Below are 26904 nucleotides of genomic sequence, written 5' to 3'. Positions count from 1 at the left end.
GCTGACTTCTCTTGGATGTTCACGACATCCAGAGACCTCCCCAGGTAAGAGCATATTCCTTCCCTCAATATCCACTGGATCTACCATCTAAGCACCTGTTGGTTACCCAACCTTTGGACGTCAGTATGGTGTGTTACCTCATCCGACTTAAATAGCCTCCGTATCCAGATCCTGTTCGTCAGTACCGGATTTTGTAGTCCCGCTTCCTTCACTGCATGCCTCACGGCAAACCAGCTTGCGGCTTACTAACAGGCTTCACCAACTCGCCTGTAAGGGACTTCCACCCTCTGGAATAATTTGGTATCTTCGATACCAGATGCCCATGCTGGGCACACACAGCACCTAAGAAAACATGGGGCAGTCAGTGGAACCCGAAAGGTTTGTTCCCCGAATTAACTTTATCTACGGTGGACAGGAAATTGCTCAGAATTGCCCCACGTTTCTTAGCTGCCGACCGTTGTGCTTCATTATAACCAACCACTAAACAATGATAAAATTCTTTCGGAAAATTCGTCAAAACTTACTTATGGAAAACAACACTGGAAAGTATTTGAAATATGCGATTGGTGAGATTTTTCTTGTGGTTTTTGGGATATTGATCGCCCTACAGATTAATAATTGGAATGAGCAGGTTAAAGGACAACGGGTGGCAAACAGTTACATAAAATCACTGCAAGCAGATTTAGAAAATGACGTGAAAGCACTTGATAATCTGATAGGGGGTTTTGAAATGGAATTAGCTAAGAATTTAGCATTAGCAAAACGGCTTTCATCTCCCACGGCGAACACTGACACCATTAAAAAAATAGCACGGTATGAATTCCTACCCTATTTTAACCCTACTAATGAATTAAATCTGAGCACCTTCAATGCACTTATTGCAACAGGCCATATCGATTTACTGCAACGGGATTTTGCTAAAAAAATTCAGGAACATAACGCCTTTCAATTATTTGTTCTCAAAGGATCTGAATTCAACATTAAGCTAGCTGCTGATGTTGGGAAGGATTATATCCAAAAATACCCCTTGAATAGCCCCCAAAACGCAATCAATGGGCAAATCATGGATTCATTTTGGGATCAAACTGATGATAATCAATTGAAAATTGAATTAAATGCAGTACTCACTTCTAAAATTTTTGTACTTGAAGTAGTAAACGAAGTGAGAAAGGAATTACTAAAACGGACCAAGAAATTAATTTTAGAAATTGAGGATAAATCAAAGGATGATTAGCTTTCAATTGCTAATCACAGCAACAGATAGGCTAAAACAAGCGATACTTATTTCTTAAAACATTTTTAGAAATATAGAAATATGAAATCGAGCATTACCAAAAAGTCACTCACATGGATGATTAAGTGCTGCGAAGATTCCCTATGGCCTTTAAAAATTAAATTATAATCATATGAAAAGAATCCTACTAGTTACACTTGCATTTTTAGCTTGTTCCTCAATTTTTGCACAAAGTCCTGATGAAAAATATGGGAAAGATGTCAAATCGCTGGATGCTATCATAGCGGCATATTATGATGTGATCTCAGGCTCGAGCAATGACCCTTGGCAATTTGAAAGAGACCAATATATTCATTCTAAAAAGGCAGTGATAACTAGGTTAGATGAAAACGGGATCCCTGAATCACATTCTCTGGAAGCAGAATACGTCCCATTGGCCTTATCACCAAAATCGGATTTTTACGAGAAAGAATTAAAAAGAAAAGTAAGTCAGTTTGGAAATCTAGCCCAAGTATGGAGTGCCTTTGAAATCAGAACCGAACCGAATACTCCTTCGGCTATCCGAGGACTAAATAGCATCCAACTACACTTTGAAAATGGCAGATGGTGGATCGACAGTTGGACCTGCGAAATGGAGTCCGAAAAGAGCGCTGTGGTAGCTGATTTTTTAACGAAGGAGTAAAACTTCTGCACAAAAATAAATGCATAGACCCCACTTTGTCAGAAAACAAATTAGAGATTCAAAAAATATTTTTGAAATCTGAATGATGGCTTTCTCGGTCTTCGATCTCCCTTCCAGTAAATAAAAATGGTTAATGGGATACTTCCGTATAACCGAATTAAAACAACTCAGATCCGCATGCAGGAAAAGAGTTCATTAGAATTACCACCTCTATAGGCCTGTTTTCAATCATTTAAGCCTTTCAGATTTTATCACTTTTTCTACTGCTAATAAATAGGAAGGATAGTTGAGTTTTTAATCTCATGGAGTACGAAAGAGCTCTGAATTTTTGAAATATTACTCAAAGCCGCCAGCTTTCCTGATGAGAACAAATGGTAATCATTCAAATCCTTTACAATCAGCTTTAACAGAAAATCATTGGCTCCTCCCATTAGATAGCATTCTAACACCTCGGGAAATTTCAATACTGCATCTCTGAAGGACTCTATGGATTCTAATTTCTGACTTTCCAAAGAGACCGAACAGAATATAACCATGTAGGAAGGAAGCATGGATTGCTCAAGAACTGCCACATACTTTTTAATCATACCACTTTCCTCCAGCCTTCTGACCCGGTCATAGACAGGAGTCTTGGTCAACCCAAGTTTAGAGGCTAGGTCCTTTACACTTACTTTCGAATCCTCCTGCAGTAGCTGGAGAAGATGTCGATCGATATCATCAATTTTCATGTGTTTAATTTTTTTTAGAGGTTATACCGATAACTATCAGGAGAAATTAGGGATAGGTTTTAATTATCTCAGTGTGTGATTTTTTGGCCATGATCGATTTCATGACGTAATCCTTCCTGATTGTATGAGTTGGGTAGCCAAATAAAGTACTTTAAACCTAAATTTTATAAATATACAGGTATATTTCCTGATATGTGAGCTTTCTCAGTTTCAAAAATCGGTCTTTTGTATTTTTGTCAGGACAATAATACCCTACAAATATGAAAAACAGCCTGCAACCCGAAAGTCAAATGATGTCTTTTGGCTATAAGCCAGAACTCTCAGAAGGAGCGATTAAACCACCGATGTTTTTAACCTCGACATTTGTGTTCAAGACCGCTCAGGAAGGAAAATCATTTTTTGAAGTCGCATATGGGCTTCGGGAGAAAAAAGACCAAGAAGATCTAGGATTGATTTACAGTCGAATCAATAATCCCAATCTTCAAATTTTGGAAGAGCGACTTTGCCTCTGGAATAAAGAAGACGATTGCGCGATGTTTGAAAGTGGAATGGCGGCTATCAGCACCGTATTTTTAGAATTTCTAAAGCCCGGCGATTTACTGGTTTACAGTATGCCCACTTATGGTGGCACAAGTCATTTCATCGAAGATTATCTCACCCGCCAAGGAGTACAAAGCATAGCCGTAAGGGCAAATGACTCTTACGAAGAGGTAATCTCTAAAGTGGAATCAAGCGGCCGAAAGGACCGATTAAAACTTATCTATCTGGAAACTCCAGCCAACCCAACCAATGATCTTTTTGATATCAGGCTTTACAAAAAGATTGCGGATCATTTCAGTACGAAAGAAGCCACAGTCTCACTGGCAGTTGATAATACCTACATGGGACCACTTTGGTCAAACCCAATAAACCATGGAGCAGATCTTGTGGTTTATTCCGCTACAAAATTCATTGGTGGACATAGCGATGTGATTGCAGGTGCAGTCCTTGGGAAAGCAGAATTGCTTCACCGCCTAAAAGTTATGCGTACCTTTTTGGGAAATATGGCCAGTCCTCATACCTGTTGGTTGCTGATCAGGAGTCTAGAAACCTTGAAAGTAAGATTGGACCAACAAGCTAGAAATGCCCAGAAGATTGCAGATGCCTTGAAGGATGATCCACGAGTTGAAAAAGTAAGCTTTCTTGGACATTTGACTCCTGGAAGCAAAGCATATGATATTTATGCTCAACAATACTCCTCAGCAGGAACCATGATCTCTTTCGAATTGAAAGGTGGAGAAGAGGAAGCATTCCGATTCTTGAACAGCCTCAAGTTGATCAAGTTGGCAGTAAGTCTAGGTAGCACTGAAAGCTTAGTACAACTACCTGCTGCGATGACACATATAGGAATGAGCAAAGAAGCAAGGGCCCAAATGGGAATCTCAGACAAGCTAATCCGACTCTCTGTTGGAATAGAACATGCTGATGACCTATTATTGGATATATTCAATGGGATCAATCAAAGTTCTAAAGAGATTAAATAAAAACAGAACCTTGAAAGGGTAAAAAATTTTATTGACCACTAGCGGAGTCTAGCAAAGCAATCAAGAGATTGGCAGCTTTGTATGGCTCTGCTCTTTTACTAAAAGAAAGGCCTCGTCTAAAAAGGAAAAATCAAGAGCGCATGCTGACTTACCGTATTAAAATCCCGCCATACCCGATTGAGTTCAGTATGAGTTTTTGCGGCTTCTAATCCAGCAAATGGGTAAAGTTTTGCATTTGATAAGCGACAAGCCTGAGTAAGTTTTCTACTGATCCGACTGGCTTTTTTCAAATCTGATGCAGAGATTTCCCTTTCCTCAATTAGTTGAATCCAGGAACTTTCGACAGCATGGTAAAAGTCACTTCGCAAAGACTGAATTCCTTTCGATTCTTTGGCAAAAACCTTTTGAAAGTATTCAATTTGCCTTTTTTCATAAGATCGGGTTTCATTCCGCTTCCAAAAACTTTTCTCAATCAATTCCTGAAGATGTATGCTGATCCCTAGAATATTCACGGCTAGCGTTGCCTCAGCAAACTGCAAAAATGGATAGCGATAGATCGGGTCAGGAAGTTTTGTTTTTTCAGGAAGAATCTCGAAGTTTCTATAAGTCGGAACCGCTAAGTCTTCACATCGAAAAGCATGACTTCCTGTTGCAATCATTCCCATGTAATTCCAGCTGTCAAGTATTTCCACTTCAGATTTTCGAAGGATAAAAGCCTTAACGACAGGTTTTTGATTGAAATCTAAAATTGCTTTACCATTCTCAAAGAGTTCACAATTCGCCGTAAAGTGACTGGCATGGAAAGCTCCTGAGGCATAAGTCCAATTTCCTGAAATACGGTAAGAATCTCCCATTTTTTCTGCTTTCCCACCTACGAAACCACTTCCAGCGAGACAAAGCCTGGGTTCTTTTGCTAACTCTTCTCGCATTTCCTTTTCCATAAAACCAACAAACCAGCCTGCTCCGGCACAGAGTGTCACAGTCCAGCCTAGACTTGCATCAAGAGAAGCCAACTTTTCCTCTTGTAAAAGCCCTTCTGTCAATTCTAAATCTAGCCCTCCCAATTCTTTTGGGATAAAAAGTTTAAAGTAGTTTTGAAGATGGATTTCTTCTAACCACTCATTTGGGAGTCTACCAATTTGAGCGGCCTTTTTGGCCAATTCATTATTAAAAATTTCGAGATTTTCCATCAAACAAGTTTACGAAGAGATCGAAAAAGAAGGTAAACATTAAATGCAAAAAGCCGGATAATATCCGGCTTTTGAGTTATTTCTTTTTCCGCTGCGCGGCCATCCACTCCATGATCGTCACCGGTCGACCATCAAGCAGGACGGGGCTTCCGTCCAACTCAGTTCGTGCCATATTGGAATGCGAGTAGATCCAAGACCAGTGACCGTTGTAGTGATAGTCATCTCCTCCATAAAACCCCGTAATATCTGTCACGTGATCATAAAATGAGAAGTGAACATTCTTCGCACCAGCTTTCTTCAAGCGATCGAAAAGAGGCACAACAGTATCTGCAGGCTTCGTCGTTTGATCATCCTTAGAATGAACAAACCACATCGGCACATTCTTTATTTTTTGTAGCTGCGCATCTGTAACAAATTGATTATTGTAAGCCAATGCACTGATAAATCCAGCTGCAAAATAATCAGGATGCTCAAGGATTAATTTAAGAGACATATAGCCTCCATTGGAACAGCCACCGACATAGATCCTAGAAGGATCAATTTTCGGGTTTTTAGCGACATAGTCTTGGATTAAGGCAAAAAGGGCCTCATTGTAAATATCATTAGTTTGCCCACGAGTCATCCCTTCAGCTGCTTGCATCCAGAAAGTTGGTGCTTGGGGAACCAGTACATAGGCTCCTCCGAATAACATCTGGATTTCAGGAGAAGCATAATTAAATGCCTTGTTCCCCATAAGTGCTATGGTAGGATCTGATCCTCCTTCTCCTCCTCCATGTAGCCAGATAATAAGCGGAGCTTTTTCGGAACTTGATTTAGGTGTAAAAGCAGCAAAAGTCAATGTGGTATTGTCTTTTGTGAATTTACCGTCCAAAGCAAAATCATCTACAATCGGGCGAGATCTCCCTGATTCTTCATTCCATATATTACCAGTTTTGGTATCCAAAATTGTCATCTGATAGTCAATCCAGAAATTACCACCTCGATTCCCTGTTCGCATGTATTGAATCGGAGAGCCCAAAGGCATTACAGGGCTCACAGCGAGAACTAATGTCGCATATCCCCCCTCTACTACTCTATTACCAAACTCATCCGAAGGATAGCCTAAAATGACAGATCTTTTACCTGCCTTTTGGCCGGCCGGAATCTCTCCGATATCCGAAGACCGATTAACATAGATCTCAAAATCAGATGCATTCACTTCTTTTACAGACTGATTCATTTTTATCACCACTTTATTGGCAGCTGGACCCCAATCAAAGCCTTCAATGATTAGATGATAAGTTTGTGGGGCTTGAAAATCAATAGATTTAGCCTGAGCAAATGATAAAAACGGCAGGTAAAATAGAAGGAATAAGTACTTTTTCATATGATTATAATTTGTTTTTTAATGGCCACATGGAATCTCGCATTTCTGGTAATTATCCTAGTGTGTGAGGTTCTTGTCATGCTCGATTTCATAAGGCAAATTAGGTTTGGTAAAAATGATAAGCGTGATAATAATGATATTAAAAATACAAATCCCCTAGAATTATGTAGGAGGTGAAATCCAAAACTATTTATACTCAAAATCTAACTTGGAAAATCAAAAAAGAATTATAACATGCAAATTTTAAACATTATTGCTTTTAACTTGTTAAATAGTTATGAATTCGTTTTTAAAACCTACCGGAAGAATCACGAGAAGACTTTATCTAGTACTTTTCATGATTTTTTATTTTACAAACATTTTGAGTCTTATGCTGATATGGCAATCCTATCATGGCGAAGCTTGGCCAATATTCTTTTCCTTCATAATTATCCTGATCGCTTCGATTATTTTACTCCTTATCCAAGCAATCAAACGACTGCATGATATAGGAATGGACTGGAAATACGCACTTTATTTATTAATTCCACCACCTGTTAATTTCATTGGTTTTATTTGGCTTGCGTACAAACCAGGGCAAAAAGGACTAAATAAATATGGTCCAGATCCAAGAAAAACAGATATAGTTTAATCGTTTTTTAAGATAGCGTGCCTTTTTTCAACTCCTTCACTGCATAATCTACTGCTCTAGCAGTCAATGCCATGTAAGTAAGTGAAGGATTTTGCACTCCTGTGGAAGTCATTGCTGCTCCATCTGTAACAAAGACATTGGGAAGCTCATGGAATTGATTGAATCCATTTAGCAAAGAAGTTTTTGGATCCTTACCCATTCTTACCCCTCCCATTTCATGAATATCAAGACCTGGATTTTGACCACTATCAGAAATTCTGATGTTTTTGCAGCCTGCTTTCTCGAGCATCTCCTGACCTTGAGCATAAAAATCAGCTAGGACTTTTTCATCATTATCGTCGTAGCTCACATCAATTTTCAGGAGCGGCATTCCCCATTCATCTTTTTGATCCTTACTTAGGGAAACTTGATTCGTCTCTTTAGGAACGGTCTCGGCCTGAACCATCATCCAGACATGCCATGGGCCCACTTCCGTATTTGCTTGCTTCAGTTCAGCACCCAAGGCAGCATCAGACACTCCATTTCCTCGACCTCTTGAGGCACTAAAAAAAGGCATATATCCACCCTGAAAATCCATATCCTGCTTTTTGACATTACGGAAATTAGGCATCATCATCGTTGTAGGCCTTCTGCCAAAGTAATAGCTATCTTCAAACCCTTCGAAATCTGCACTCATAGAACCACGGTAATTGTGAAATGCTACGTATTTACCTAGCAATCCAGAATCATTTCCCAAGCCATTTGGATAGCGCTTGGATGTACTGTTGAGCAAAATCAGATTGGTATTCAAGGTGGCAGCATTCAGAAAGATTACTTTCGCAAAATATTCTGTGGCTTCTTTAGTGACTCTATCGATCACTCGAACACCTGTCACCTTTCCTTTTTCATCATCAAATATCAATGAGTGAACCACAGAATCTGGCCTAAGTGTTAGATTTCCTGTTTTTGCAGCCCAAGGCAAAGTCCCAGAATTGCTACTGAAATATCCACCAAATGGACATCCTCGATAGCATTGATTTCTGGCCATACATTGACCCCGACCTTGCTGGAGATGGATTTCTTTTGGCTTGGTCAAATGAGCGCATCGCCCACCAATCGGATCACGATCTGGATATGCGGCTTTGATTCGTTTCTGCAATTCCTTTTCCACACAATTCAATCCCCAAGCCGGTAAAAACTCTCCATCTGGCAATGTATCCAAGCCGTCATAATTTCCGCTAATCCCCACAAACCGCTCAACATGACTGTACCAAGGCGCGACATCAGCATAACCAATAGGCCATTCAATCGAATAACCATCTCGTCCTGGACGCTCAAACTCATATCTACTCCAACGCTGTGTCTGTCGGGCCCAAATCAGTGACTTTCCGCCAACCTGATAGCCTCGAATCCAGTCAAATGGTTTTTCCTGCACATATGGGTGATCCGAATCCTTCGCAAAAAAATGCTGTGTATCTTCTGTATAGGCATAGCAACGGTTGACTACTGGATCTGCAAGTTTTTGATCACGAGGAATTTGGTTACGATGGGGCATTTCCCATGGTGCAGCAGTCATCGTCGGATAGTCCTTCAAATGTTGAACATCCCTTCCCCGCTCCAGTACAAGGGTTTTTAGGCCTTTTTCACAAAACTCTTTAGCAGCCCATCCTCCTGAGATCCCAGAGCCTACTACAATGGCGTCGTATTCGTGCGTATTCATATTTGAAAAATAAGGGATTGTTTTAAGACTTCTATAAAAAAATCGAATTAGTAAAAAAGCCCGATGATTTTTATCATCGGGCTTCAAATGCTTTAGAAATTTCAAATTTATTCGTATCGCAAGGATTCGATAGGGTCAAGCCTACTGGCTTTGTAAGCAGGGAAATACCCAGAAAGCAATCCTACTACAATACAAATCAAAAAGGCAACAAACATCCATAACCATGGAATCAAAAATCCTCCAGCTCCAATTACCAGCGCAATCAAATTCCCTATTCCTATTCCAAGAATCATCCCAAAAATGCCTCCAAGCACACAAATCATTATCGCTTCAAACAAAAATTGTTGACGGATTTTTAACGGGGTTGCGCCCAATGCTTTTCTAATTCCAATTTCTCGGGTTCGCTCAGTCACAGATACAAGCATGATATTCATCAAACCTATGGATGCTCCTAAAAGCGTGATAAATCCAATTCCGAAACCTCCAATTCTCAAGTAGCCAGCGACCTCTTCTAAACTTTCAGCCACAGATTGACTTTTTGTCAAATCAAAAGAATCTTCCTGAGTGACACGATCCTGACGGATTTTCCGCATCATCCCAATTGCTTGTCCCATTTCATAGTCAACTCGCTCAGGGCCAGAGGCAACACCCGTTACGTTGTAGTTAAAAGTCCCACGCTGATCCAGGCGACTTGCATTCTCTACAGGAATAAGAATCTGACGATCCGCACCGGAATCAGGCCCCACACTACCTTGCTTCTCCAAGACTCCAATAATCGTATATGGTCTCCCAAAAAATGAAATCTTTTCTCCGATAGCTTCTTCATTTGATTCAAATAAAAGCTCCTTCAGCTCTTTTCCGATAATAGCAACGCTATTGCCATATCTGATTTCAAGATTACTAAAGTTTCTTCCCTCCTGAAGATCAATTGCCTTTATACTCATGTAATTTTCGTCCACTCCTCTGATCCTGACATTTGGGTTAGTTTTTTTCGATCCTCTTTTCACTTCGGAAGAACCTGTCACAGACACAAAAACCGTGGAAATCCCAACACTTGTGTAGGCTTGTTTAAAATCCATAACTTCATCGTAGGTAAGCTTTGGATAGATCTTATCAGATTTACCATCAGTCACAGCACGCCCTCCACTGAAACCTTTATTTTTTAATTCGAAAGAGTTTGCTCCCAAACCTGCAAAACTATCCGCTATCTGAGCCTTTATCCCATCAATTGCAGTGAGCATCCCCACCAACGAAGAAATGCCTATCGCAATAATAGCCCCGGTAAGGATAGTCCGAAGGAGGTTTACCTTTATTGAGTTTACTGCTTCTCGAATATTTTCGATCAAATTCATATTGTGTTCGGATTAGAACAGATTAATTTCATTTTTTTAGAAAATGCCTTTAATTATAACCAATTCAGCTTGATTTGGCTATTTAAGACTTTAAATTTTAACATTCCTTATTTCAAAATACTATTTGGCTTCTTTGAAAGGAACATAAACTTTTTCAACGGATATGGATAAAATAGATCATAACTAGAATCAAATGTCTCGAAATGATTCCTACGCAGCGACACTTGGTTAAATCTTACTTCCAAATAGTTTCTTTTGGGAAACCGAAAAAACCAAGACCTCCATCTTTCAATGCATTCGATCTGCTCGTACTCCTATCTCCTCTAGTACTGAAGCTTCGAAAGTAAGCCATTCCTGCCAACGAGCGTTAACTTTCTCTACTTCTTGATAGCTTCTAGCCAACTCAATAAAGGTCACATAATGACCAGCTTCTGAAACCATCAATTCATAATAAAACTTCTTCAGTTCCTCGTCTTGAATATGTTTCGAAAGCAACTTGAATCGCTCACAACTTCTGGCCTCGATCAAGGCATTAAGTAAAAGCTGCTCGGTTAATTGCTGCATCCGATTCCCTCCTTTTTTCACAAAATTAGCGAGCGCGACTACATATTCATCCTTCCTTGGAAAACCAAATTTCAATCCCCGCTTTCGAATTTGTTCCATTACTCTCTCAAAATGCCCCCACTCTTCTGCAACAATCGGAGTCAAAGTATCCACTACCTCATCTAAATCATTAAATCTCAAAATTAAGCTGATACAAGATGACGCAGCCTTTTGTTCGCAATAGGCATGATCGGTCAAGATATCCTCGATTTGCATTTCAGCTATCCCTACCCATCTTGGATCAGTCGGAAGCTTCAAGTGAAGCATTTTTTCTTTGGTAGTTTCCTCCCAGCTCATCTTAATCAAATAAATACCAAGTTATTCCCAAGTCTATAAATGATTTGTATCCTGTATAACCCTGCGTAACAAAATAACCCGGCTCCCTCATCAAGCCACTATTCAAATGATTGTATTTGAATAAAACGCGAGTTCTATTGATTCTGAAATCTAAGAAAAAGTCAGCCACGGGATAGGCATAGACATTAAAATCATTTTGCAAATAATATTGCTGCGTAGCTGTAAAATATGCATTTGCATTGTAGTCCGAATGATAACGAATATCCAGTCCAATCTGTACATACACGTTTTCATCAAACAGCGGACTATCAAAATAGATTTTTGAGTTGGCATAAAGTGAGGGAATCCTAAAGGCATCTGCACCGTCTCCTGTCACCTCTGTAAAAATAAACTCATTATCCCAACGGAATTTCTTCCCGATTTGGAAATTTGCAATCAATCCCGGCTGAAGCATAAATGCCTCTCCAAGGGCCTGGGTAGCTTTTCTACTCTCATCAAAATAGACATAATTATTAATCCTATTTAGGGTCAATGAAGGTCTGATGAGCATTTTTTTGAAATCGAATTTCAAAGTTCCTTTAATTTGATCCACTCCGATATTATCAAACTGATTGGACCAGTTCAAAAAATAGCCTTGATATTCTTGCTGCATGGAAGTGGGTTTGTAAAGAGCCTTTGTGTATTCCGCATCCACCCATGGTGAAGAAAACAAACCATGCATTCGAAAGGCCCCAGGCAACAAGTATTCCCCATCTGCACTTACTGTCCACTTTTCTGAGATTTTACCTATCAATTCTCCTCCGACAAAAAACTCATTGAATGTCTGATCAGAATCAAATCGAGGATTTCTCATTTTTCCTGAACGGAATTTTGCATAGGCATTGTAGTAAAACCCTCCGAAAGTCCCCTTGAAACCAACCTCATTTTTCCACTCGGAAAAGAAATTCTTATTTTGAGCTGTATCTCTTGCACTAAGTCCATCGATAGGATAATAGAGCGTATCCGAAGTAGTCATATCAGTTTCAAAAATCAAATCCTGATTTTTCCGATCGAATACATGATACAATTGCAGACCATCTTTGACTTTGTATTCGTGGTAAAAGTGATAGTCCTGTCTCAAATCACGAGCTTGAGTGTACCTCAGCCAAACTTTGGCATCCTCGTAAGTAAAATATAAGGAAGTGCTGTCTATTTCAGGAGGTATAATACCACCAATCTCATTGACTACGTGCCGCATTCTCGAAAAATTCCCCAAAAACCAATATCTCCCATTTTCTGAGCGGTAATTAGTGTGAAAAGAGTATGAATTCTGCTCGACCATATTATCGTCTCTGGCCACTGGATTCAAAGTTTTTTTAGATCGAATAGTATGGAATTCAAGACCAACGTTCCATCTGGGATTGATATTTCTTGCAAATTCGATATCCAGCATATTACGGTTACCTCCTCCGAAAAATGCTGACATGTTGGTAAATGGGGATTTAGTATCAAAGTATTTCCTATTCTCAGGGGCTCTGTAATACAAGTCGTAAGCGCTGTAACCAGACCTCGTTCCAATTACCTCCGGAATCTGGTAAAATATTGGAGTAGCCGCCGAACCAATATTTCCCAAATCCTGGTATTTCCAACCGCTTTTGGCAACTGGGTCATAATTATGAAAATTATTCAATGCTGTATCCTGCGGAAAAACCTGTAGTCGATTTCTCTTGATATCTTTTTCAAAAAAGTGAAGACTTGTATTCGGACCATAGACCATTTTTGTGGAGTCGTCCAAAAGGGTCCTTCTTCCTTCCAATTCCTGTTCTTCACCTTCTTGAATTTCCCGATTTTGATTTGGGTTTTGATTGGTATTGGTAACAGGTCGTGTGGTTTTGGGTATTGGTCTTTGTGCAAGCGAAAGCTGTGAACTTGCCAAAATCAAAATAAGAAATAAACCAAATACTTTTTTTTTCACTTATGTTGGTCTCTATTAAAGACTTTTTGTTGGATTAGTCTATCCAAAATGGCCTCATCTGTCAAGGACATGGATACCACTATTGGAAGGACAAAAATCGGAATTTCTTGCAGAAAACCTTCGGGAGCATTGGATTTTACTTTTACCGCATCCTTTTCAGTAGTGAGAATCACGGGATGAACAGGTAAAAAGCTTCGAAAAACAGACTTAATTTTTTCAAAATCTGATAAAGAATAATCATAATGATCTGGGTAGCTCAGGGTTGTCAATAGCTGAAATTCTTGGGAAACATATTCCACCAAAGGCCCATCATCTGCTAAACCTGTCAAAAGAATAATTTTTGGTGAAAAAACAGGGTTTCCCCTTAAAGGAAATGGCACTCCATATGAAATGGATGAAAAAATGACAGGAGTTTTCGGTCTAATATACCGATTGATCTTTTGGAGCAGTTCTGATTTATCATGATCACTCAGGATCTCGGGGGATTTGGTGACAATCACTACATCCCCTCGCTTTGCACCTTTTCTACTCTCTCTCAATCGCCCCATTGGAAGCAAAAAATCAGAGCAAAAGGGCTTTTGATAGGTAGTCAAAACGATAATAAAATCACCTAAGATATAACGGTGCTGAAAAGCATCATCAAGTATTAAAACCTCTGGAGTTTCCTCTCTGGAGCTAATCTTTTCTATTGCCGCAAGTCGATCTTCTCCAACAAATACTTCAATTTCATTTTTGAATTTCCTGAAAATCTGAAATGGTTCATCACCTATTTTGCTGGGTGTAGCCTGAGAATTCGCAGTTAAAAAACCTTTAGTTTTCCGACCATATCCCCTACTTAAGACTGCTACTTTAAAGTCTGATTTAAGTTTAGCTATCAGGAATTCCACCATTGGAGTTTTACCTGTTCCTCCTACCGATAGATTTCCAACCACAATACTTGGTATCTTAGATTTCTGACTTTTTTTCCAGCCCAAATCAAAAAAAATATTGCGCAGACTTGTGACTAAATCATAAAGCAAAGCAAAAGGATAAAGAAGAAAATCGTACCAGCGCATTCGTCAGATTTAGTATTTTTGACCAAATAAAAGAAAAATATGGGACACAAGATTAGTCAGGTAATTTCATATCTAGAATCAATAGCTCCACCAGCATATCAGGAATCATATGATAACGCTACATTGATTACCGGAGATCGCAACTGGGAGGTCAATGGCATACTTTGCGCTTTGGATTGTACTGAGGCAGTGGTGGAGGAAGCGATAGCATTAGGCGCAAATATGATAGTGGCTCATCATCCCATTGTATTTAAAGGCTTGAAAAGCTTAACAGGAAAAAACTATGTAGAGCGTACGATAATCAAAGCAATCAAAAACGATATAGCCATTTATGCAATTCACACAAATTTAGATCATGTCGCTCATGGAGTAAATAAACGGATTTGCGATAGACTAGAGCTCTTGAACGCCAAAATATTGAGTCCTAAAAAGCATCTAATTAGCAAGTTAGTATATTTCGTACCTGTGTCAGACGCCCAAAAAACTCTCGACGCAGTCTTCGCCGCTGGAGCCGGTAAAATCGGAGAGTACAAAGATTGCTCTTTTCAAGTATCCGGGAAAGGAACCTTCACCCCTTCAGAAAATGCCAATCCGACCATAGGCCAAAATGGAACTCCCACAGAAGTGGACGAGGTAAGAACAGAAGTTTTAGTGGAATCCCATCTCATGACCCAAGTAGTCCATGCTTTGAAGAAAAATCATCCTTACGAAGAGGTTGCTCACTACATCGAATCATTGGAAAATGAAAATCAGGAAGTTGGGGCTGGGATGATTGGCGAATTAAAAGAAGAGATGAGTGGAGAGGATTTTTTGGATTTTTTGAAGGACAAAATGATACTCTCTATGATCAAACATACGGAGATCCCTAAAAAGAAAATAAAGAGAATAGCTGTATGCGGAGGAGCTGGAATTTTCTTACTTTCTGATGCAAAACGATCAGGAGCAGATGTGTTTGTGACTTCAGATATCAAGTATCATGAATTTTTTGATGCAGAAGGAAAGCTTATTCTGTGTGATATAGGACACTATGAGAGCGAAATTTTCACAAAAGAATTACTCCACGAGTTTTTGTCACAAAATTTTCCTAATATTGCACTCTATTTGACAAAAGTAGTTACAAATCCCACATCCTACCGATAGTACATGGAAAGTACAGTAGCACAGAAACTCGAAGCTATACATAACCTTCAACTTTTAGACTCAAGACTAGACGCCATCTTAAAAGTACGCGGAGCCCTCCCTGAGGAAGTTCAGGACTTAGAAGATGAAATAGCAGGTTACAATACTCGTTTAGAGAAGTTTAAATTTGAAATTGATTCGTTTGATGATGAAGTGAAAGCCTTGAAAGCGAGCATCAAAGATTCTGAAAAACTAATCAAAAAATATCAAGAGCAGCAAATGAATGTTCGTAATAATCGTGAATACGATGCTATTACGAAAGAGCTTGAGTTGCAGGACTTGGAAATTCAGGTAGCGAAAAAGAAAATCGCTGAAGCAGGAGCAAGAATCGAACAGAAAAAAGTAGATCTTGAAGAGCTTACTGCTATCATGAAAGACCGTCAGAAAGATCTTGATCAGAAGAATAATGAGCTTTCTACAATTATTTCTGAAAGTGAATCCGAAGAGGCAAAAATCAATAATGACCGAGTAAAGGCTACCAAAAAGGTAGATGAAAGATTATTGAAGTCATATGAGAAAATACGCGAGAATGCTAAAAATGGCTTAGCTGTAGTGATGGTCAAAAGAGGAGCTTGCGGTGGTTGTTTCAACACCGTACCACCTCAAAGACAGGCTGACATTCGTGAGAAGAAAAAATTGATTGTTTGTGAGCATTGCGGAAGAATCCTCGCAGGTGTTGAAGACGAAATCACTCCAGAGGCTCCAGTAAAGAAAAAAAGAACTACTAAGGCTTAATTAAAGCACCCTAAATATGAAACCCTCGAATTAACTTTCGAGGGTTTTTCTTTTTTATACCATTTCATATTTGCTATAAACACTTTAAAAAGGCTATATTAGACTCTATGAAAAGTGTAGCAACCCTTTTAGTCACCCTAATCTGCTCCCTTTCGGTTTTTGCTAATGAGAATGAAACCAAAACATTTTTGGTAATATTCAAATCCAAGGAATTAAAATCGCACAAGGTATCTCTCAAAGAGATAGAGTCGCAATTTTCTTCTGTTTACAAAACAAAAAGTTACGAGGGGAATTCAGAACCTTCTGTAATGATTGATATCCCCGCATGCGATTTTGACGAATGTTTCCTTGGAGATTACTTGATTTCATTAGGAAAAGGCGAAGAAATTAAACTTCAAGAAATAGCTTTCCGGGTAATTGACATGACCGAAAGTAGAAAAGCACTTGAGCAGAATTTATTACTCCTTAGCGAAACTCATAAAAAAGTCTCGAAAACAGAGAAGGTCAACCCAAGACCTTAAGATGTTCCTGAGAATTATTTTTTCGGACCACAAAAGTTCCGTCTTCTAATTGCTCTAGCAGATACAAGCAAAGATTATGATGTTCGAAGTTATCCATATGTCGAAGGTCAAAATTTAAGAGAACGCTAAGGAAGATTCTCATAGCCCTTCCATGCATACACACTAGTATGTTTTCACCAGGACCCTCCAAAATGGTTTTAATGCCTGATCTCATACGCTTTGCCACCATATTTGGGCTTTCCCCTCCAGCAATAGCATAGTCTAGATTTCCTTGCCTCCATTGATTTAGCATGTGTTTGTAATATTCCCCTTCCTCAGGAGTCATTGGCGTCCCTTCGTAGCTTCCCCAAGATATTTCATTGAGATCAATCAAAGCAGTTGAAGGGATTCCAAGGTCTATGAAATTTTGAATGGACTGTTTAGTCCGAATCAGTCCTGTATGATAAATCTGATCAAAAGGGACCTTCTCATATACTTTAAAAAATGCATTTGCCTGAGCAATACCCGTCTCATTTATAGGAGCGTCTATTCCACTCCCTTGAACTACACCTTTTAAATTAAAATCTGTTTGTCCGTGCCTTACGAGGTAAATTTTTTTTCGATTCAAGTTTCTCTATTTTTGTTCTGAGCTCAAATAAACCTCATTTAGCCCAAATTTTAATGGTATTTCTTTCAAAGCCTAGTTTAGACCACTTGAATAACATTGGAAAAGAAACAATGGTTAGTCATTTGGGAATTATTTTCACTGGTATTGGGGATGATTACCTTGAAGCAAGCATGCCAGTAGATTCCAGAACCAAACAGCCTATGGGCTTGTTACACGGAGGAGCAAATGTAGTTTTGGCAGAGACAATAGGGAGTTTAGCTGCCTCTCTTACTATTGTACCAGAAAAACAATTTGTAGTGGGTCTGGAAATCAATGCTAATCATCTTAAGTCAGTGAGAGAAGGCAAAGTAATAGGTACTGCCAAGCCAATACATTTAGGTAAAACAACCCAAGTCTGGGAAATAAAAATTAAAAATACAGCGGGTCAATTGTGCTGCATCAGTAGACTTACAATGGCTATTTTGGATATAAAATAAATGATTAACTCTCAGGTTGCAACAAAATATACACTTAGCGAATTATTGGATTTAATCCTCCTTCATGGTTTTCAGTCTGGTGGTTCTTTTGCCATTTGGCGAAAACCAAAGTCGAATAATCTGGAACTAACTCTTAATGAAAGTCCTAAGCCTGAAAGGACTTCAATAAATCTGGAGGAGTTGAAACCTGGGTTTATCGTACATCCTTTTGCGGACCAAGAGGATCAAAAAGCATTCTTTATCTCAGCTTCCAAATACTGGAGTTTCAAAATTGGTGCTACTATTCCTGATGAAGAACTCCCCTCTTGGCTGGTACAGCCAACTGAAGAAAATACTTCAAAAAAAACAATCTTTCGTTATAGTTTTTTCTCTGAAAACAATACTAATAGAGCTAAGGATGCCCGGGAATTTGGTGATGAAAAAGAACATTTCATTAAACTAGTAAAAAAAGGAATCCTTGCAATCAAGGAAGGAACCCTGGAAAAAGTTGTTCCTGCCCGGACTAAATACGTTCCTCTTGAAGAAAGTTTTGACTTAGCGAAAAGCCTTTTCAGTATGCTTGAAGCATACCCAAATTCATTTGTGAATTTCTTTCACATTCCTACGGTTGGCACTTGGATAGGAGCTTCTCCAGAAATCCTAATAGAGACAAAAGGGAATTATTTTCATACCATGTCTTTAGCAGGAACTCAGCCTGCGATCGGAGAAAACCCGTTGAAAACCGCAGCTTGGACGCAAAAAGAAATTGAAGAGCAAGCCTTAGTGAGCAGGTATATAGTCGATTGCTTTAAAAAAATTCGGCTTAGGGAGTATGAGGAACACGGTCCAAAAACAGTATTAGCTGGCACCTTACTCCACCTCAGATCAGACTTCAAAGTTGACATGAAGGCCACTAATTTTCCTCAGCTAGGTTCAGTTATGCTTCAACTTTTGCATCCTACTTCTGCCGTTTGTGGAATGCCAAGAAAACCAGCACATGCCTTCCTTAAAGACTTTGAGGACTTAGATCGATCTTTCTTTGCTGGATTCATCGGTCCGGTAAATATCGAAAATGAAACCTCTATTTATGTAAATCTTCGCACAGCTTCCCTTCTGAATGGATATTCCATTCTTTATGCAGGTGCAGGTGTCACGGAGGAATCAGATCCGGAAAAAGAATGGGAAGAAACGGAATTGAAGTGTCAAATCATTGGTAAATTCCTACAAAATCACAAACCTTGATTCTCGAACCTATTATAGATTTAGTGGCAGTTTGCCATAAAAAAGGAATTGAAAATGCAATTCTTTCTCCAGGATCAAGATGTGCTCCTCTAACTATTGCATTTGCAAGACATAAAGGAATTCATACAAGAACAATCTCTGATGAGCGCTCCGCTGGCTTTATTGCACTAGGGATGGCTCAGCAGCTAGAAAAACCTGTTGCATTAGTATGTACCTCAGGTTCTGCTGCTATGAATTATTTCCCTGCAGTAGCGGAGGCATTTTTTCAAGAAATCCCTCTTTTGATATTAACAGCGGATCGACCACCAGAATGGATAGATCAATATGATGGACAAACCGTTTACCAGCATGAATTGTATGGAAAGCATGTCAAAAAAAGCTTTCAATTTCCCGATTCTTTTTCTTCGGAAGATCAAGTCTGGCATGCAAATCGAATTATTAACGAAGCTATAAACTTGGCTCAACAATGTCCAGCAGGGCCAGTGCATATCAATATTCCATTACGAGAGCCTTTTTACCCGTTAGAAAATGAGGAGATCTCATTTCCTGAAAACCCTAGGATTTTCAATAATCCAACTGGAAGTATCAATCTTTCAGATGAATACTTGAAAAAGTTGAAAAATAGGCTTTCCTCCTTCGGGAAAATATTAATTGTACCAGGACAACAACGTCCCAATTCTGAAATTCAAACCATCTTAGACGAATTAGCAAAGGAACGAAAAGTCGTAGTGGTAACTGATGTCATATCTAATCTCCAGTCTGATCATACAATTAATCTACATGACCATTGGCTCGGGAATGATCAATCAGTGGAAGATTTAAAACCTGAACTGATTATAACTTTTGGAAAATCAATTATATCCAAGTCACTAAAAATCTTTCTTCGAAATTCAGAAGCTTCGCGCTGGCATATTCAATCTACGGGTTTAGGGAAGGATACTTTTCAGCGGCTGACACTAATACTTAGCACTTCACCAATTTCATTTTTGAATTGGTTGAAGGAAAATATCCCAGCTCAGGATGAACAATTCTTTTTGAATTGGACAGTGTTGGAACAAAAAACTCAAAAATCACTTCCAGAAGTGTTTAAGTCAGTAGATTTTGGAGAATATCCAGCACTTGAATTTATACTTCAAAAAATACCCTCGTCTTCTAAGATCCATCTTGCAAATAGCATGACGGTTCGATACGCAAATTTCTTAGGGAAGAGAACTCAGGAGATCATTTGCAATAGAGGGACGAGCGGAATTGACGGGTCTAATTCTACGGCAGTTGGCTGCACATTTACCACCAAAGAAACTGTCTCTTTGATCACTGGTGACATGGCTTTTTTCTATGATAGAAATGCTTTTTGGCATAATTACACCATGCCAAACCTTAGAATTATTTTATTGAATAATCACGCTGGAGGAATATTCAGATTGATAGATGGACCGTCAAAACAACCCGAACTTCAAGAGTTCTTCGAAACCAAACAAAACCTATCAGCACAATTCTTAGCTCAAGAGTATGGCTTCCACTATGTAAAAGTTGTTGATAACGAAGAATTAGAATCTGCTATGACCGATTTTTATTCTCCAAGTATTCATCCTAAAATCTTGGAAGTCGAAACTTCAAGCGAAAAGAATGCTTCAATTTTGAGGTTTATCAAATCTAAAATCAAAGAAAATATTGCTTCATAATCTTAATTTTCTTGGAAAACCCTCACGTAATCCACTTTCATTTCTTGAGGGAATGATGTGTTACCATCAGGATTTCCAGGCCATCTACCTCCTACAGCTACATTAAAAATAAAGAAGAAAGGCTTGTGAAACTCTTCCAACCCACTAGGAGTGATGTCAATGACATGATATTCCACATTGTCAAGTAGCCAAACAATTTTTTGCTTATCCCAGATAATAGAAAACACATGATATTCGTCATTGAAGATTCCTGTGCTCAACTTTGTTTTTCCGCCATAGTTTGCATAGTTACCTGAATTATCCCAATGAACAGTACCGTGAACAGTTCGGTCACGATCTTCTACTGAACCTCCAACCATTTCCATAATATCGATCTCACCACACTTAGGCCAACCGACATCGGAGAAATTTTCTCCCAGCATCCAAAGAGCTGGCCACATTCCTTGTCCTTTAGGAAGTATAGCTCTAATATCAATTCGGCCATAGGTAAAGAACTTTTTGCCTTTGGTAATCAATCTAGTAGAAGTATAACTTTTTCCTCCAATTGATTCTCGTTTAGCGGTTATAGTGAGTTTTCCATCAGAAATTGAAGTGTTTTCTTTTTTGTAATACTGAAGTTCATCATTTCCCCAACCACAGTTGGCAGGACAACCATCTCCAATCTCGAAAGTCCAGTCATCAGCTAAAGTCGATGAATTAAATTCATCCGCCCAGACTAATTTATATCCATCGTAATTCTCTGGGCTTTTGAAACCTGCATCAGGATCCAATCCCAATGCAGCGGCATTCATATTAATGGTCTTAGAATCTACCACAAAAAGCTGCTCATCTGCATGAGCTTGAAGAGTAATAGTGTAATCACCCTTTACTTTGTATGTATAGGAAGCGGAATTACCATCGACCCTTTGAGTTGTTTCGCCTGGAGTTCCAAAGTTGATTTTAAAAAAAGTAGCATTATCTGCTGTGAAGTTGGCTCTGACTACTCCATTACCCAAAGATTCAACTTCTAAAACGAGGTTACTAGGAAGTTTTATCTGCTCCTCCGAAACATTTTCAGAACAAGAAGAAATTAAAATTGTGCAAATTACTAGGCAATAATAAAATGTTGATTTTAACATGGTTAAGGAAATTTTTAGAAAAATACTTTATTTTTTTTTGAGGATGAAAAATCTAAGAACTTATTCTATTAGAAAACTTCCAATTTTTCAATAATCATAAATTAATTCAAATATTAATTCAGGCCGCATTTATCAAACAACCTATCAGTCGTCTCAATAAACAAACAATCTCTTATTTTGAGGCTTCTAAGTTTAAGCTTCAAAATAAGAGATTGCTGAATTGAGTGTGATAACGAAAGAGTTTTTGGGTTTTCGAGATTATTTTTTCTGGAAAACCCGAATATAATCTACTTTCATTTCCTGAGGGAAAATAGAAGTGTCATCTGGATTGCCAGGTTCTCTACCACCTACACCTAAATTTATAATGAAATGGAATGGCTTTTGAAACTCATCTCTTACAGGAGAAGTGATATCCAGAACATGATATTGGACGTCGTCTAATAGCCAAACAATTTTTTGAGCATCCCAAACGATAGAGAAAACATGATATTCATCATTAAAAATCCCGAATGGTAGTTTAGTTTTTTCCCTACTAAACTCAATTGCATCTGCATTATCCCAATAGGTTGTTCCAAAAACCGTAGCGTCCCCATCCCCGGAACTACCTCCAACCATTTCCATAATGTGAATGGCACCAGTTTTAGGCCATTCAACCTCGCTAACACTATTTCCTAACATCCAAAAGCTTGGCCAAAAGCCCTTTCCTTTAGGAAGTTTTGCTCTGATATCTACTCTTCCAAAAGTAAACGACTGTTTCCCCTGTGTATTAATCCTTGAAGAAGTATAATTACTTGTACCTACACTCTCTTTTTTGGCAGTAATTACAAGTTTCCCATCCGCCAAAGTGGTGTTTTCTTTTTTATAATATTGTAACTCGTTACTACCCCAACCACAAATATTTGGACAGCCATCACCCAATTCAAATTTCCAATCATCCGAAAGTTCCGGACCTGAAAATTCATCTGCCCAAACCAAATTATATTCATCATAACTAGTTGCACTAGTATAACCTGTATCGGGATCAAGACCTAGAGCAGCCGCGTTCATCCTGATCATTTTGGTATCAGAAATAAAATCTTTCTCGGTTGTATGAGCTTGAACCTGAAGTGTAAAATCGCCTTTCAAGGTAAAAGTTTTTGTTGCTGTATTTCCATTTACTCTCTGTAACGATTCACCAGGCGTGCCGAAACTGACTTTATAAAAAATAGCTTTTTCGGCAGTGAAATTGGCTTTAACTACACCATCCCCGAGATATTCTACTTGAATACTTAGGTTATTAGGAAGAACTATTGGCTCTTCAGATTTTTTTTCAAAACAAGAAGAAACCAAAAATGAGATTAAAAACAGGTAAATAAAAGATGTTGATTTCATTAGTTAACTGATTTTTTTTTGAAAAATAGAACTTTTTCTTGATTGAAAAAATCATTGTCACAAACCTGTTTTTACTGTATTTCATTAACATAAATCAATATTTGAAATCCTCTGATTTTCAAAAAACATATTTTTTAAAAACCTTCAGAAAAAAATCTGCTACGTAAAGTCAGGGGAATTTCTTCCCCCGATTTTTTGAATTAAATAGATCATCAAACCAATCTGAACAATTTCACCTAAAGTCCAGGGTATCAGTGCTAGAAATACACCTATTCCAGTAAACATCAAAGCGCCCGCGACTATCAACAAAGCACCCATAATCGTGGCGATGGAGGAAAACTGCTTTTTATATCCTAAATATCCAAGACCAAGAAAAGCATAGATGAATCCAAAAGAGCTCACTTTGACCATATAGTAATCACCCAATGTAAAGACATCTGTAAACAACGCGATCAAATCTACTGTATACCAAATCACATTTGCTCCGATCATGATCCAAAGGGCAATCTTCAGAATACCATTTGGGAAAGTGTCAGTCAATTTTAACCAGCCCAAAAGGAAGATTACATAAAAGAGGTAGGAGCCTGTTTTGATCCAAGCAAAAGAACCTGCTGAAATGGAGGATTCACCTGCGATAAACTCAGTTTCCAATCCAATCTCAAACATGGAAAGGAAAAAGTAGAGAACAGCAGCCCCCACTGCTCCATACAAAATCGGTGATGGCTTAGCTTTTATTTCCGGTTCATCATTCATTTGGTTTTCCCAGTGATACCCCAAAGCCTCAAACAAAGCCTTGACCGTATAACTTCTAGGAGTTACTTCACCAGCTTCTATTCGCTGCACCGTTCGCACATTCAGGTTGCACTTTTCTACAAGTTCCTCCTGAGTCATTCCTTTTGCTTTTCTAAGCTCAGAGATTTTTTTGCCTAATTCTGGTTGTTTCATAAGTGTTGTGAGATTTTGATTAACCATGGCAATTTCTCAGATAAGTTTTGGACATTGGACGAAAGTAGCTCGGATTTAACCCGACATTCACCCGACAAATAAATCTATTGGCTAAAATAGCCCATTTTAGAAATTTCTTAAGTAAGATGAATGAGGGAACTCTTATAAGGAAATCAAATCAATTCCAGAACCTGAGCAAGTACAGGATTTCGATTGCTCGTTTTCCAAATAATGGCTAACTCTGTAAACTGTGAAATTTTAGGAATTTCCATAAACCGAACATTCGTTTCGTAACCTTCCTGAATAGAAGTAGGGACGATAGCCACTCCCAACCCATTTTCTACCAGCCTAAAAATGGTCAAGGCATGCACTGACTTATGCTGAATCTTTGGGGAAAAACCAGCGTCACGGCAAATCCCAATAATCTGCTCATAGTAGTAATTGCTATAATCACTTGAAAAAAGCACGAAAGAATCATCCTTAAATTGATCCATAGAAACAAAATCCGATGTTTGAATCGGATGATTTTTAGGTACAACCAAAGAAAAACTGTCTCTGGAGACTTTTCTCATCTCCAATCCTTCCGGAACTGAAGCAAGGCGGACAAAACCTAAGTCGAGTTTATCATTTTGCACCATCTCCACTTGAATAGAATTACTTAATTCTTCCAAGTTGACACTTATCAAGGGCTGATGCGTATTTAATCGGGATACTAATCGAGGTATAAGTTGATTTGAGGCAGATCCTAAAAAACCAATTCGAAGCTCCCCTATTTTCCCCGCATGAATTTGACTCAATTGGCCCTTTATGGTATCCAAGTGATTCAGCACGAAATCAACCTCTTCCTTGAGATAGCTACCAGCCTTGGTGAGACTGACACTTTTCTGGTCCCGATCAAAAAGTCTCACTTGGAGTTCCTCCTCTAGTTGCCGAATCTGCCGACTAAGCCCGGGTTGGGATATAAATAATCGATCTGCTGCTTTTCGGAAATTTAATTCTTCCGCTACCGCTTTGAAGTAAGTTAAATGTCGAATTTCCATGATGCTTTAAAAGTATCAATTATTGATAAATATAGTATCATAAGGTATCATCCAAAGGGGTTAAATTTGACAATGAACGATTTGGAGAAATCCTCATTCGATTTAGGATTAAACAAATCCCGCACAAAATGATAAAATTCCATTACGGTCGAGATCATTTGACTAGTTCAATAGCCCTGAAGATTGCTCAAAAAAAGATTGCAGGCATTTTTCATCCCGAAACTCATGAAAAAGTGACTGCTTCTGCAAAAACAGTAGCGAAAATCTCAAAAGGTGAGCAGGCAGTTTATGGGATAAACACTGGTTTTGGGCCACTTTGCACTACAAGGATTTCGGAATCAGATACGCGAACGCTTCAAGAAAACCTCTTGAAAAGCCATGCGGTCGGATTAGGGGAGCCTATTCCTATTGAGATTTCTAAGTTGATGCTAATCTTAAAAATCCATGCCTTGGCTCAAGGATTTTCGGGAATACAGTGGGAAACCTTGGAACGCTTGTCCTGGATGCTCGATAATGACATCACCCCAGTCATTCCCATGCAAGGCTCAGTTGGGGCTTCGGGCGATTTGGCTCCACTTTCTCATTTGGCTTTGCCACTTATCGGTTTGGGGAAGGTTCATTTTGGGGGCGACATCATCAGTGCCGACAAAGCATTGCATCATTTCAATTTGAAACCATTGGCATTGGGACCAAAAGAAGGTCTTGCTTTGATCAATGGAACCCAGTTTATGGCAGCTTTTGGTGTCAAAGTAGTGGATCGGCTAAGCAACGTGCTAAAAAATGCGGATATCACCGGAGCAATGATGATCGAAGGGCTAATGGGTTCCATCAAGCCTTTTTCACCTGAACTACATAACCTCAGACCTTATACGGGAAATAAACATGTCGCCCAAACGATACTCAATCTTTTGAAAGATTCTGAGATTGTAAATTCCCACTTGGATTGTGCACGAGTTCAGGATCCCTATTCACTTAGATGCATGCCTCAGGTGCATGGCGCCTCTCGAAATGCCTGGCTTCATCTGAAAGAAATCATTGAAATCGAAATCAATTCGGTAACTGACAATCCTATCGTTTTATCCGAAGACCATACTATCTCAGGAGGCAATTTCCATGGACAGCCCATTGCTTTACCATTGGATTATGCCTGCTTGGCTGCCTCTGAAATCGGAAATATCTCTGATCGGAGAATCTACCTTTCAATTGAAGGAGATACTCCAGGTGTCCCAAAATTACTTTTGAAAGAAACTGGGCTCAACTCTGGCCTGATGATTCCCCAATACACCACGGCTGCATTGGCATCAGAAAACAAAGGACTTTGTTTCCCCGCTTCGGCAGACAGCATTCCAACTTCCCTAGGTCAGGAAGACCATGTCAGTATGGGAAGTATCGGTGCGAGAAAGGCACTTCAAGTCATCGGAAACGTAGAAAAAATAATTGGAATAGAATTATTCTACGCTGCTCAAGCGATGGATTATCATGCTCCCCTGAAATCAGGAAAAATCATGGCCGCCATCTACGAGCGAGTGAGAAGTCTAATCAAACCTGTCACCGTAGACCGGGTGATGACCGATGACATTGAGGCCTCGATTTCCATGATAGAAAGCGGAGAACTTATAGATTTAGCTCAAGCTGTTGCGGAAAAGGAGAATCTGGATTTTGACACCCAATGGAGTCCAATGTTTGAATATTAAA

The 26904-nt window shown here is 39.0% G+C and carries 24 protein-coding genes; 11 read left to right on the top strand and 13 right to left on the bottom strand.

Annotated elements, in window-relative coordinates; translation table 11 throughout:
• Positions 1–526: 526 nt before the first annotated feature.
• Positions 527–1234: a DUF6090 family protein gene (locus tag P8O16_RS17615; RefSeq protein ID WP_300316818.1), complete on the top strand. Its 708-nt coding sequence runs from the start codon at positions 527–529 to the stop codon at positions 1232–1234.
• 172 nt (positions 1235–1406) lie between these two features.
• Entirely contained in the window at positions 1407–1916 is a 510-nt protein-coding gene (locus P8O16_RS17610) for a hypothetical protein (protein WP_300316816.1), read from the top strand.
• Positions 1917–2182: 266 nt separating this feature from the next.
• On the opposite strand, the gene P8O16_RS17605 is transcribed toward P8O16_RS17610, so the two are convergent.
• Positions 2183–2644 carry an Lrp/AsnC family transcriptional regulator gene (locus P8O16_RS17605; RefSeq protein ID WP_300316814.1) on the bottom strand — a complete coding sequence of 154 codons (462 nt, stop codon included), beginning with the start codon at positions 2642–2644 and terminating at the stop codon, positions 2183–2185.
• A 260-nt stretch (positions 2645–2904) separates the two neighbouring features.
• On the opposite strand from P8O16_RS17605, the gene P8O16_RS17600 reads away from it, so the two are divergent.
• On the top strand, positions 2905–4167 hold the full coding sequence (locus tag P8O16_RS17600; RefSeq protein ID WP_300316812.1) for a cystathionine gamma-synthase family protein: 1263 nt from the start codon (positions 2905–2907) through the stop codon (positions 4165–4167).
• Positions 4168–4283: 116 nt separating this feature from the next.
• Here the strand turns inward: P8O16_RS17600 and P8O16_RS17595 are convergent, their stop codons facing one another.
• Together P8O16_RS17595 and P8O16_RS17590 are read right to left on the bottom strand one after the other, a co-directional pair.
• Positions 4284–5357, bottom strand: a complete 1074-nt coding sequence (locus P8O16_RS17595) for an acyl-CoA dehydrogenase (protein ID WP_300316810.1) — start codon at positions 5355–5357, stop codon at positions 4284–4286.
• A 76-nt stretch (positions 5358–5433) separates the two neighbouring features.
• Entirely contained in the window at positions 5434–6723 is a 1290-nt protein-coding gene (locus tag P8O16_RS17590; protein WP_300316809.1) for a prolyl oligopeptidase family serine peptidase, read from the bottom strand.
• A 277-nt stretch (positions 6724–7000) separates the two neighbouring features.
• Here P8O16_RS17590 and P8O16_RS17585 point away from each other — a divergent pair, with 277 nt between their 5' ends.
• Positions 7001–7354 (top strand): DUF805 domain-containing protein, encoded by a 354-nt coding sequence (locus P8O16_RS17585; RefSeq protein WP_300316807.1) that lies wholly within the window; start codon positions 7001–7003, stop codon positions 7352–7354.
• Between the two features lie 7 nt (positions 7355–7361).
• Here P8O16_RS17585 and P8O16_RS17580 read toward each other — a convergent pair whose 3' ends face one another.
• The 5 genes from P8O16_RS17580 to lpxK all read right to left on the bottom strand — a co-directional run bounded on the left by P8O16_RS17580 (position 7362) and on the right by lpxK (position 14314).
• The gene (locus P8O16_RS17580; protein WP_300316805.1) at positions 7362–9053 is read right to left on the bottom strand and encodes a GMC family oxidoreductase; all 1692 of its coding nucleotides are present in this window, start codon (positions 9051–9053) and stop codon (positions 7362–7364) included.
• Positions 9054–9160: 107 nt separating this feature from the next.
• The gene (locus P8O16_RS17575; RefSeq protein ID WP_300316803.1) at positions 9161–10405 is read right to left on the bottom strand and encodes an ABC transporter permease; all 1245 of its coding nucleotides are present in this window, start codon (positions 10403–10405) and stop codon (positions 9161–9163) included.
• Between the two features lie 288 nt (positions 10406–10693).
• Positions 10694–11305, bottom strand: a complete 612-nt coding sequence (locus P8O16_RS17570) for a tRNA-(ms[2]io[6]A)-hydroxylase (RefSeq protein ID WP_300316801.1) — start codon at positions 11303–11305, stop codon at positions 10694–10696.
• Position 11306: 1 nt separating this feature from the next.
• On the bottom strand, positions 11307–13259 hold the full coding sequence (locus P8O16_RS17565; RefSeq protein ID WP_300316799.1) for a putative porin: 1953 nt from the start codon (positions 13257–13259) through the stop codon (positions 11307–11309).
• Positions 13256–14314: a tetraacyldisaccharide 4'-kinase gene (lpxK, locus tag P8O16_RS17560; RefSeq protein ID WP_300316797.1), complete on the bottom strand. Its 1059-nt coding sequence runs from the start codon at positions 14312–14314 to the stop codon at positions 13256–13258. Before lpxK ends, P8O16_RS17565 begins: the two co-directional genes overlap by 4 nt.
• A gap of 39 nt (positions 14315–14353) precedes the next feature.
• Here lpxK and P8O16_RS17555 point away from each other — a divergent pair, with 39 nt between their 5' ends.
• From P8O16_RS17555 to P8O16_RS17545, 3 genes are all read left to right on the top strand, one after another.
• The gene (locus P8O16_RS17555; protein ID WP_300316795.1) at positions 14354–15454 is read left to right on the top strand and encodes a Nif3-like dinuclear metal center hexameric protein; all 1101 of its coding nucleotides are present in this window, start codon (positions 14354–14356) and stop codon (positions 15452–15454) included.
• A gap of 3 nt (positions 15455–15457) precedes the next feature.
• Positions 15458–16228, top strand: coding sequence for a C4-type zinc ribbon domain-containing protein (locus tag P8O16_RS17550; protein ID WP_300316793.1), 771 nt, complete (start codon positions 15458–15460; stop codon positions 16226–16228).
• 107 nt (positions 16229–16335) lie between these two features.
• Positions 16336–16749 (top strand): hypothetical protein, encoded by a 414-nt coding sequence (locus tag P8O16_RS17545; RefSeq protein ID WP_300316791.1) that lies wholly within the window; start codon positions 16336–16338, stop codon positions 16747–16749.
• Here P8O16_RS17545 and P8O16_RS17540 read toward each other — a convergent pair.
• A complete protein-coding gene (locus P8O16_RS17540) occupies positions 16733–17356 on the bottom strand; it encodes a histidine phosphatase family protein (protein WP_300316789.1) in 624 nt (207 codons plus the stop codon). The two genes, P8O16_RS17545 and P8O16_RS17540, sit on opposite strands and share 17 nt — an antisense overlap.
• 53 nt (positions 17357–17409) lie before the next feature.
• Here P8O16_RS17540 and P8O16_RS17535 point away from each other — a divergent pair, with 53 nt between their 5' ends.
• From P8O16_RS17535 to menD, 3 genes are read left to right on the top strand one after another with little or no spacing between them, the layout of a single operon-like run.
• The gene (locus P8O16_RS17535) at positions 17410–17832 is read left to right on the top strand and encodes a hotdog fold thioesterase (RefSeq protein WP_300316788.1); all 423 of its coding nucleotides are present in this window, start codon (positions 17410–17412) and stop codon (positions 17830–17832) included.
• Positions 17833–19053 (top strand): chorismate-binding protein, encoded by a 1221-nt coding sequence (locus P8O16_RS17530; RefSeq protein WP_300316787.1) that lies wholly within the window; start codon positions 17833–17835, stop codon positions 19051–19053.
• The gene (menD, locus tag P8O16_RS17525; protein WP_300316786.1) at positions 19050–20735 is read left to right on the top strand and encodes a 2-succinyl-5-enolpyruvyl-6-hydroxy-3-cyclohexene-1-carboxylic-acid synthase; all 1686 of its coding nucleotides are present in this window, start codon (positions 19050–19052) and stop codon (positions 20733–20735) included. Before P8O16_RS17530 ends, menD begins: the two co-directional genes overlap by 4 nt.
• Before the next feature lie 2 nt (positions 20736–20737).
• Here menD and P8O16_RS17520 read toward each other — a convergent pair whose 3' ends face one another.
• The 4 genes from P8O16_RS17520 to P8O16_RS17505 all read right to left on the bottom strand — a co-directional run bounded on the left by P8O16_RS17520 (position 20738) and on the right by P8O16_RS17505 (position 25209).
• The gene (locus P8O16_RS17520) at positions 20738–21853 is read right to left on the bottom strand and encodes a glycoside hydrolase family 16 protein (RefSeq protein WP_300316784.1); all 1116 of its coding nucleotides are present in this window, start codon (positions 21851–21853) and stop codon (positions 20738–20740) included.
• A 258-nt stretch (positions 21854–22111) separates the two neighbouring features.
• On the bottom strand, positions 22112–23224 hold the full coding sequence (locus P8O16_RS17515; RefSeq protein ID WP_300316782.1) for a glycoside hydrolase family 16 protein: 1113 nt from the start codon (positions 23222–23224) through the stop codon (positions 22112–22114).
• A gap of 159 nt (positions 23225–23383) precedes the next feature.
• Positions 23384–24169 carry a helix-turn-helix transcriptional regulator gene (locus P8O16_RS17510; protein ID WP_300316781.1) on the bottom strand — a complete coding sequence of 262 codons (786 nt, stop codon included), beginning with the start codon at positions 24167–24169 and terminating at the stop codon, positions 23384–23386.
• Between the two features lie 173 nt (positions 24170–24342).
• Positions 24343–25209 (bottom strand): LysR family transcriptional regulator, encoded by an 867-nt coding sequence (locus P8O16_RS17505; protein ID WP_300316780.1) that lies wholly within the window; start codon positions 25207–25209, stop codon positions 24343–24345.
• A gap of 128 nt (positions 25210–25337) precedes the next feature.
• Here P8O16_RS17505 and hutH point away from each other — a divergent pair, with 128 nt between their 5' ends.
• Complete coding sequence (gene hutH, locus P8O16_RS17500) at positions 25338–26903, top strand: histidine ammonia-lyase (RefSeq protein WP_300316779.1); 1566 nt, start codon at positions 25338–25340, stop codon at positions 26901–26903.
• The last annotated feature ends 1 nt before the right edge of the window (position 26904 follow it).

This window comes from Algoriphagus sp., from assembly GCF_029254265.1.
GTDB lineage: Bacteria > Bacteroidota > Bacteroidia > Cytophagales > Cyclobacteriaceae > Algoriphagus.
Note: the sequence above shows the minus strand (reverse complement) of the source record. Positions and strands in the feature narration are given on the sequence as shown.

Excerpts from the sequence above, each read along its gene's own strand:
- P8O16_RS17615 (WP_300316818.1), top strand. The coding sequence starts at position 527 with ATGGAAAACAACACTGGAAAGTATTTGAAATATGCGATTGGTGAGATT.
- P8O16_RS17610 (WP_300316816.1), top strand. The coding sequence starts at position 1,407 with ATGAAAAGAATCCTACTAGTTACACTTGCATTTTTAGCTTGTTCCTCA.
- P8O16_RS17605 (WP_300316814.1), bottom strand. The coding sequence starts at position 2,644 with ATGAAAATTGATGATATCGATCGACATCTTCTCCAGCTACTGCAGGAG.
- P8O16_RS17600 (WP_300316812.1), top strand. The coding sequence starts at position 2,905 with ATGAAAAACAGCCTGCAACCCGAAAGTCAAATGATGTCTTTTGGCTAT.
- P8O16_RS17595 (WP_300316810.1), bottom strand. The coding sequence starts at position 5,357 with ATGGAAAATCTCGAAATTTTTAATAATGAATTGGCCAAAAAGGCCGCT.
- P8O16_RS17590 (WP_300316809.1), bottom strand. The coding sequence starts at position 6,723 with ATGAAAAAGTACTTATTCCTTCTATTTTACCTGCCGTTTTTATCATTT.
- P8O16_RS17585 (WP_300316807.1), top strand. The coding sequence starts at position 7,001 with ATGAATTCGTTTTTAAAACCTACCGGAAGAATCACGAGAAGACTTTAT.
- P8O16_RS17580 (WP_300316805.1), bottom strand. The coding sequence starts at position 9,053 with ATGAATACGCACGAATACGACGCCATTGTAGTAGGCTCTGGGATCTCA.
- P8O16_RS17575 (WP_300316803.1), bottom strand. The coding sequence starts at position 10,405 with ATGAATTTGATCGAAAATATTCGAGAAGCAGTAAACTCAATAAAGGTA.
- P8O16_RS17570 (WP_300316801.1), bottom strand. The coding sequence starts at position 11,305 with ATGAGCTGGGAGGAAACTACCAAAGAAAAAATGCTTCACTTGAAGCTT.
- lpxK (WP_300316797.1), bottom strand. The coding sequence starts at position 14,314 with ATGCGCTGGTACGATTTTCTTCTTTATCCTTTTGCTTTGCTTTATGAT.
- P8O16_RS17555 (WP_300316795.1), top strand. The coding sequence starts at position 14,354 with ATGGGACACAAGATTAGTCAGGTAATTTCATATCTAGAATCAATAGCT.
- P8O16_RS17550 (WP_300316793.1), top strand. The coding sequence starts at position 15,458 with ATGGAAAGTACAGTAGCACAGAAACTCGAAGCTATACATAACCTTCAA.
- P8O16_RS17545 (WP_300316791.1), top strand. The coding sequence starts at position 16,336 with ATGAAAAGTGTAGCAACCCTTTTAGTCACCCTAATCTGCTCCCTTTCG.
- P8O16_RS17535 (WP_300316788.1), top strand. The coding sequence starts at position 17,410 with ATGGTATTTCTTTCAAAGCCTAGTTTAGACCACTTGAATAACATTGGA.
- P8O16_RS17530 (WP_300316787.1), top strand. The coding sequence starts at position 17,833 with ATGATTAACTCTCAGGTTGCAACAAAATATACACTTAGCGAATTATTG.
- P8O16_RS17520 (WP_300316784.1), bottom strand. The coding sequence starts at position 21,853 with ATGTTAAAATCAACATTTTATTATTGCCTAGTAATTTGCACAATTTTA.
- P8O16_RS17515 (WP_300316782.1), bottom strand. The coding sequence starts at position 23,224 with ATGAAATCAACATCTTTTATTTACCTGTTTTTAATCTCATTTTTGGTT.
- P8O16_RS17510 (WP_300316781.1), bottom strand. The coding sequence starts at position 24,169 with ATGAAACAACCAGAATTAGGCAAAAAAATCTCTGAGCTTAGAAAAGCA.
- P8O16_RS17505 (WP_300316780.1), bottom strand. The coding sequence starts at position 25,209 with ATGGAAATTCGACATTTAACTTACTTCAAAGCGGTAGCGGAAGAATTA.
- hutH (WP_300316779.1), top strand. The coding sequence starts at position 25,338 with ATGATAAAATTCCATTACGGTCGAGATCATTTGACTAGTTCAATAGCC.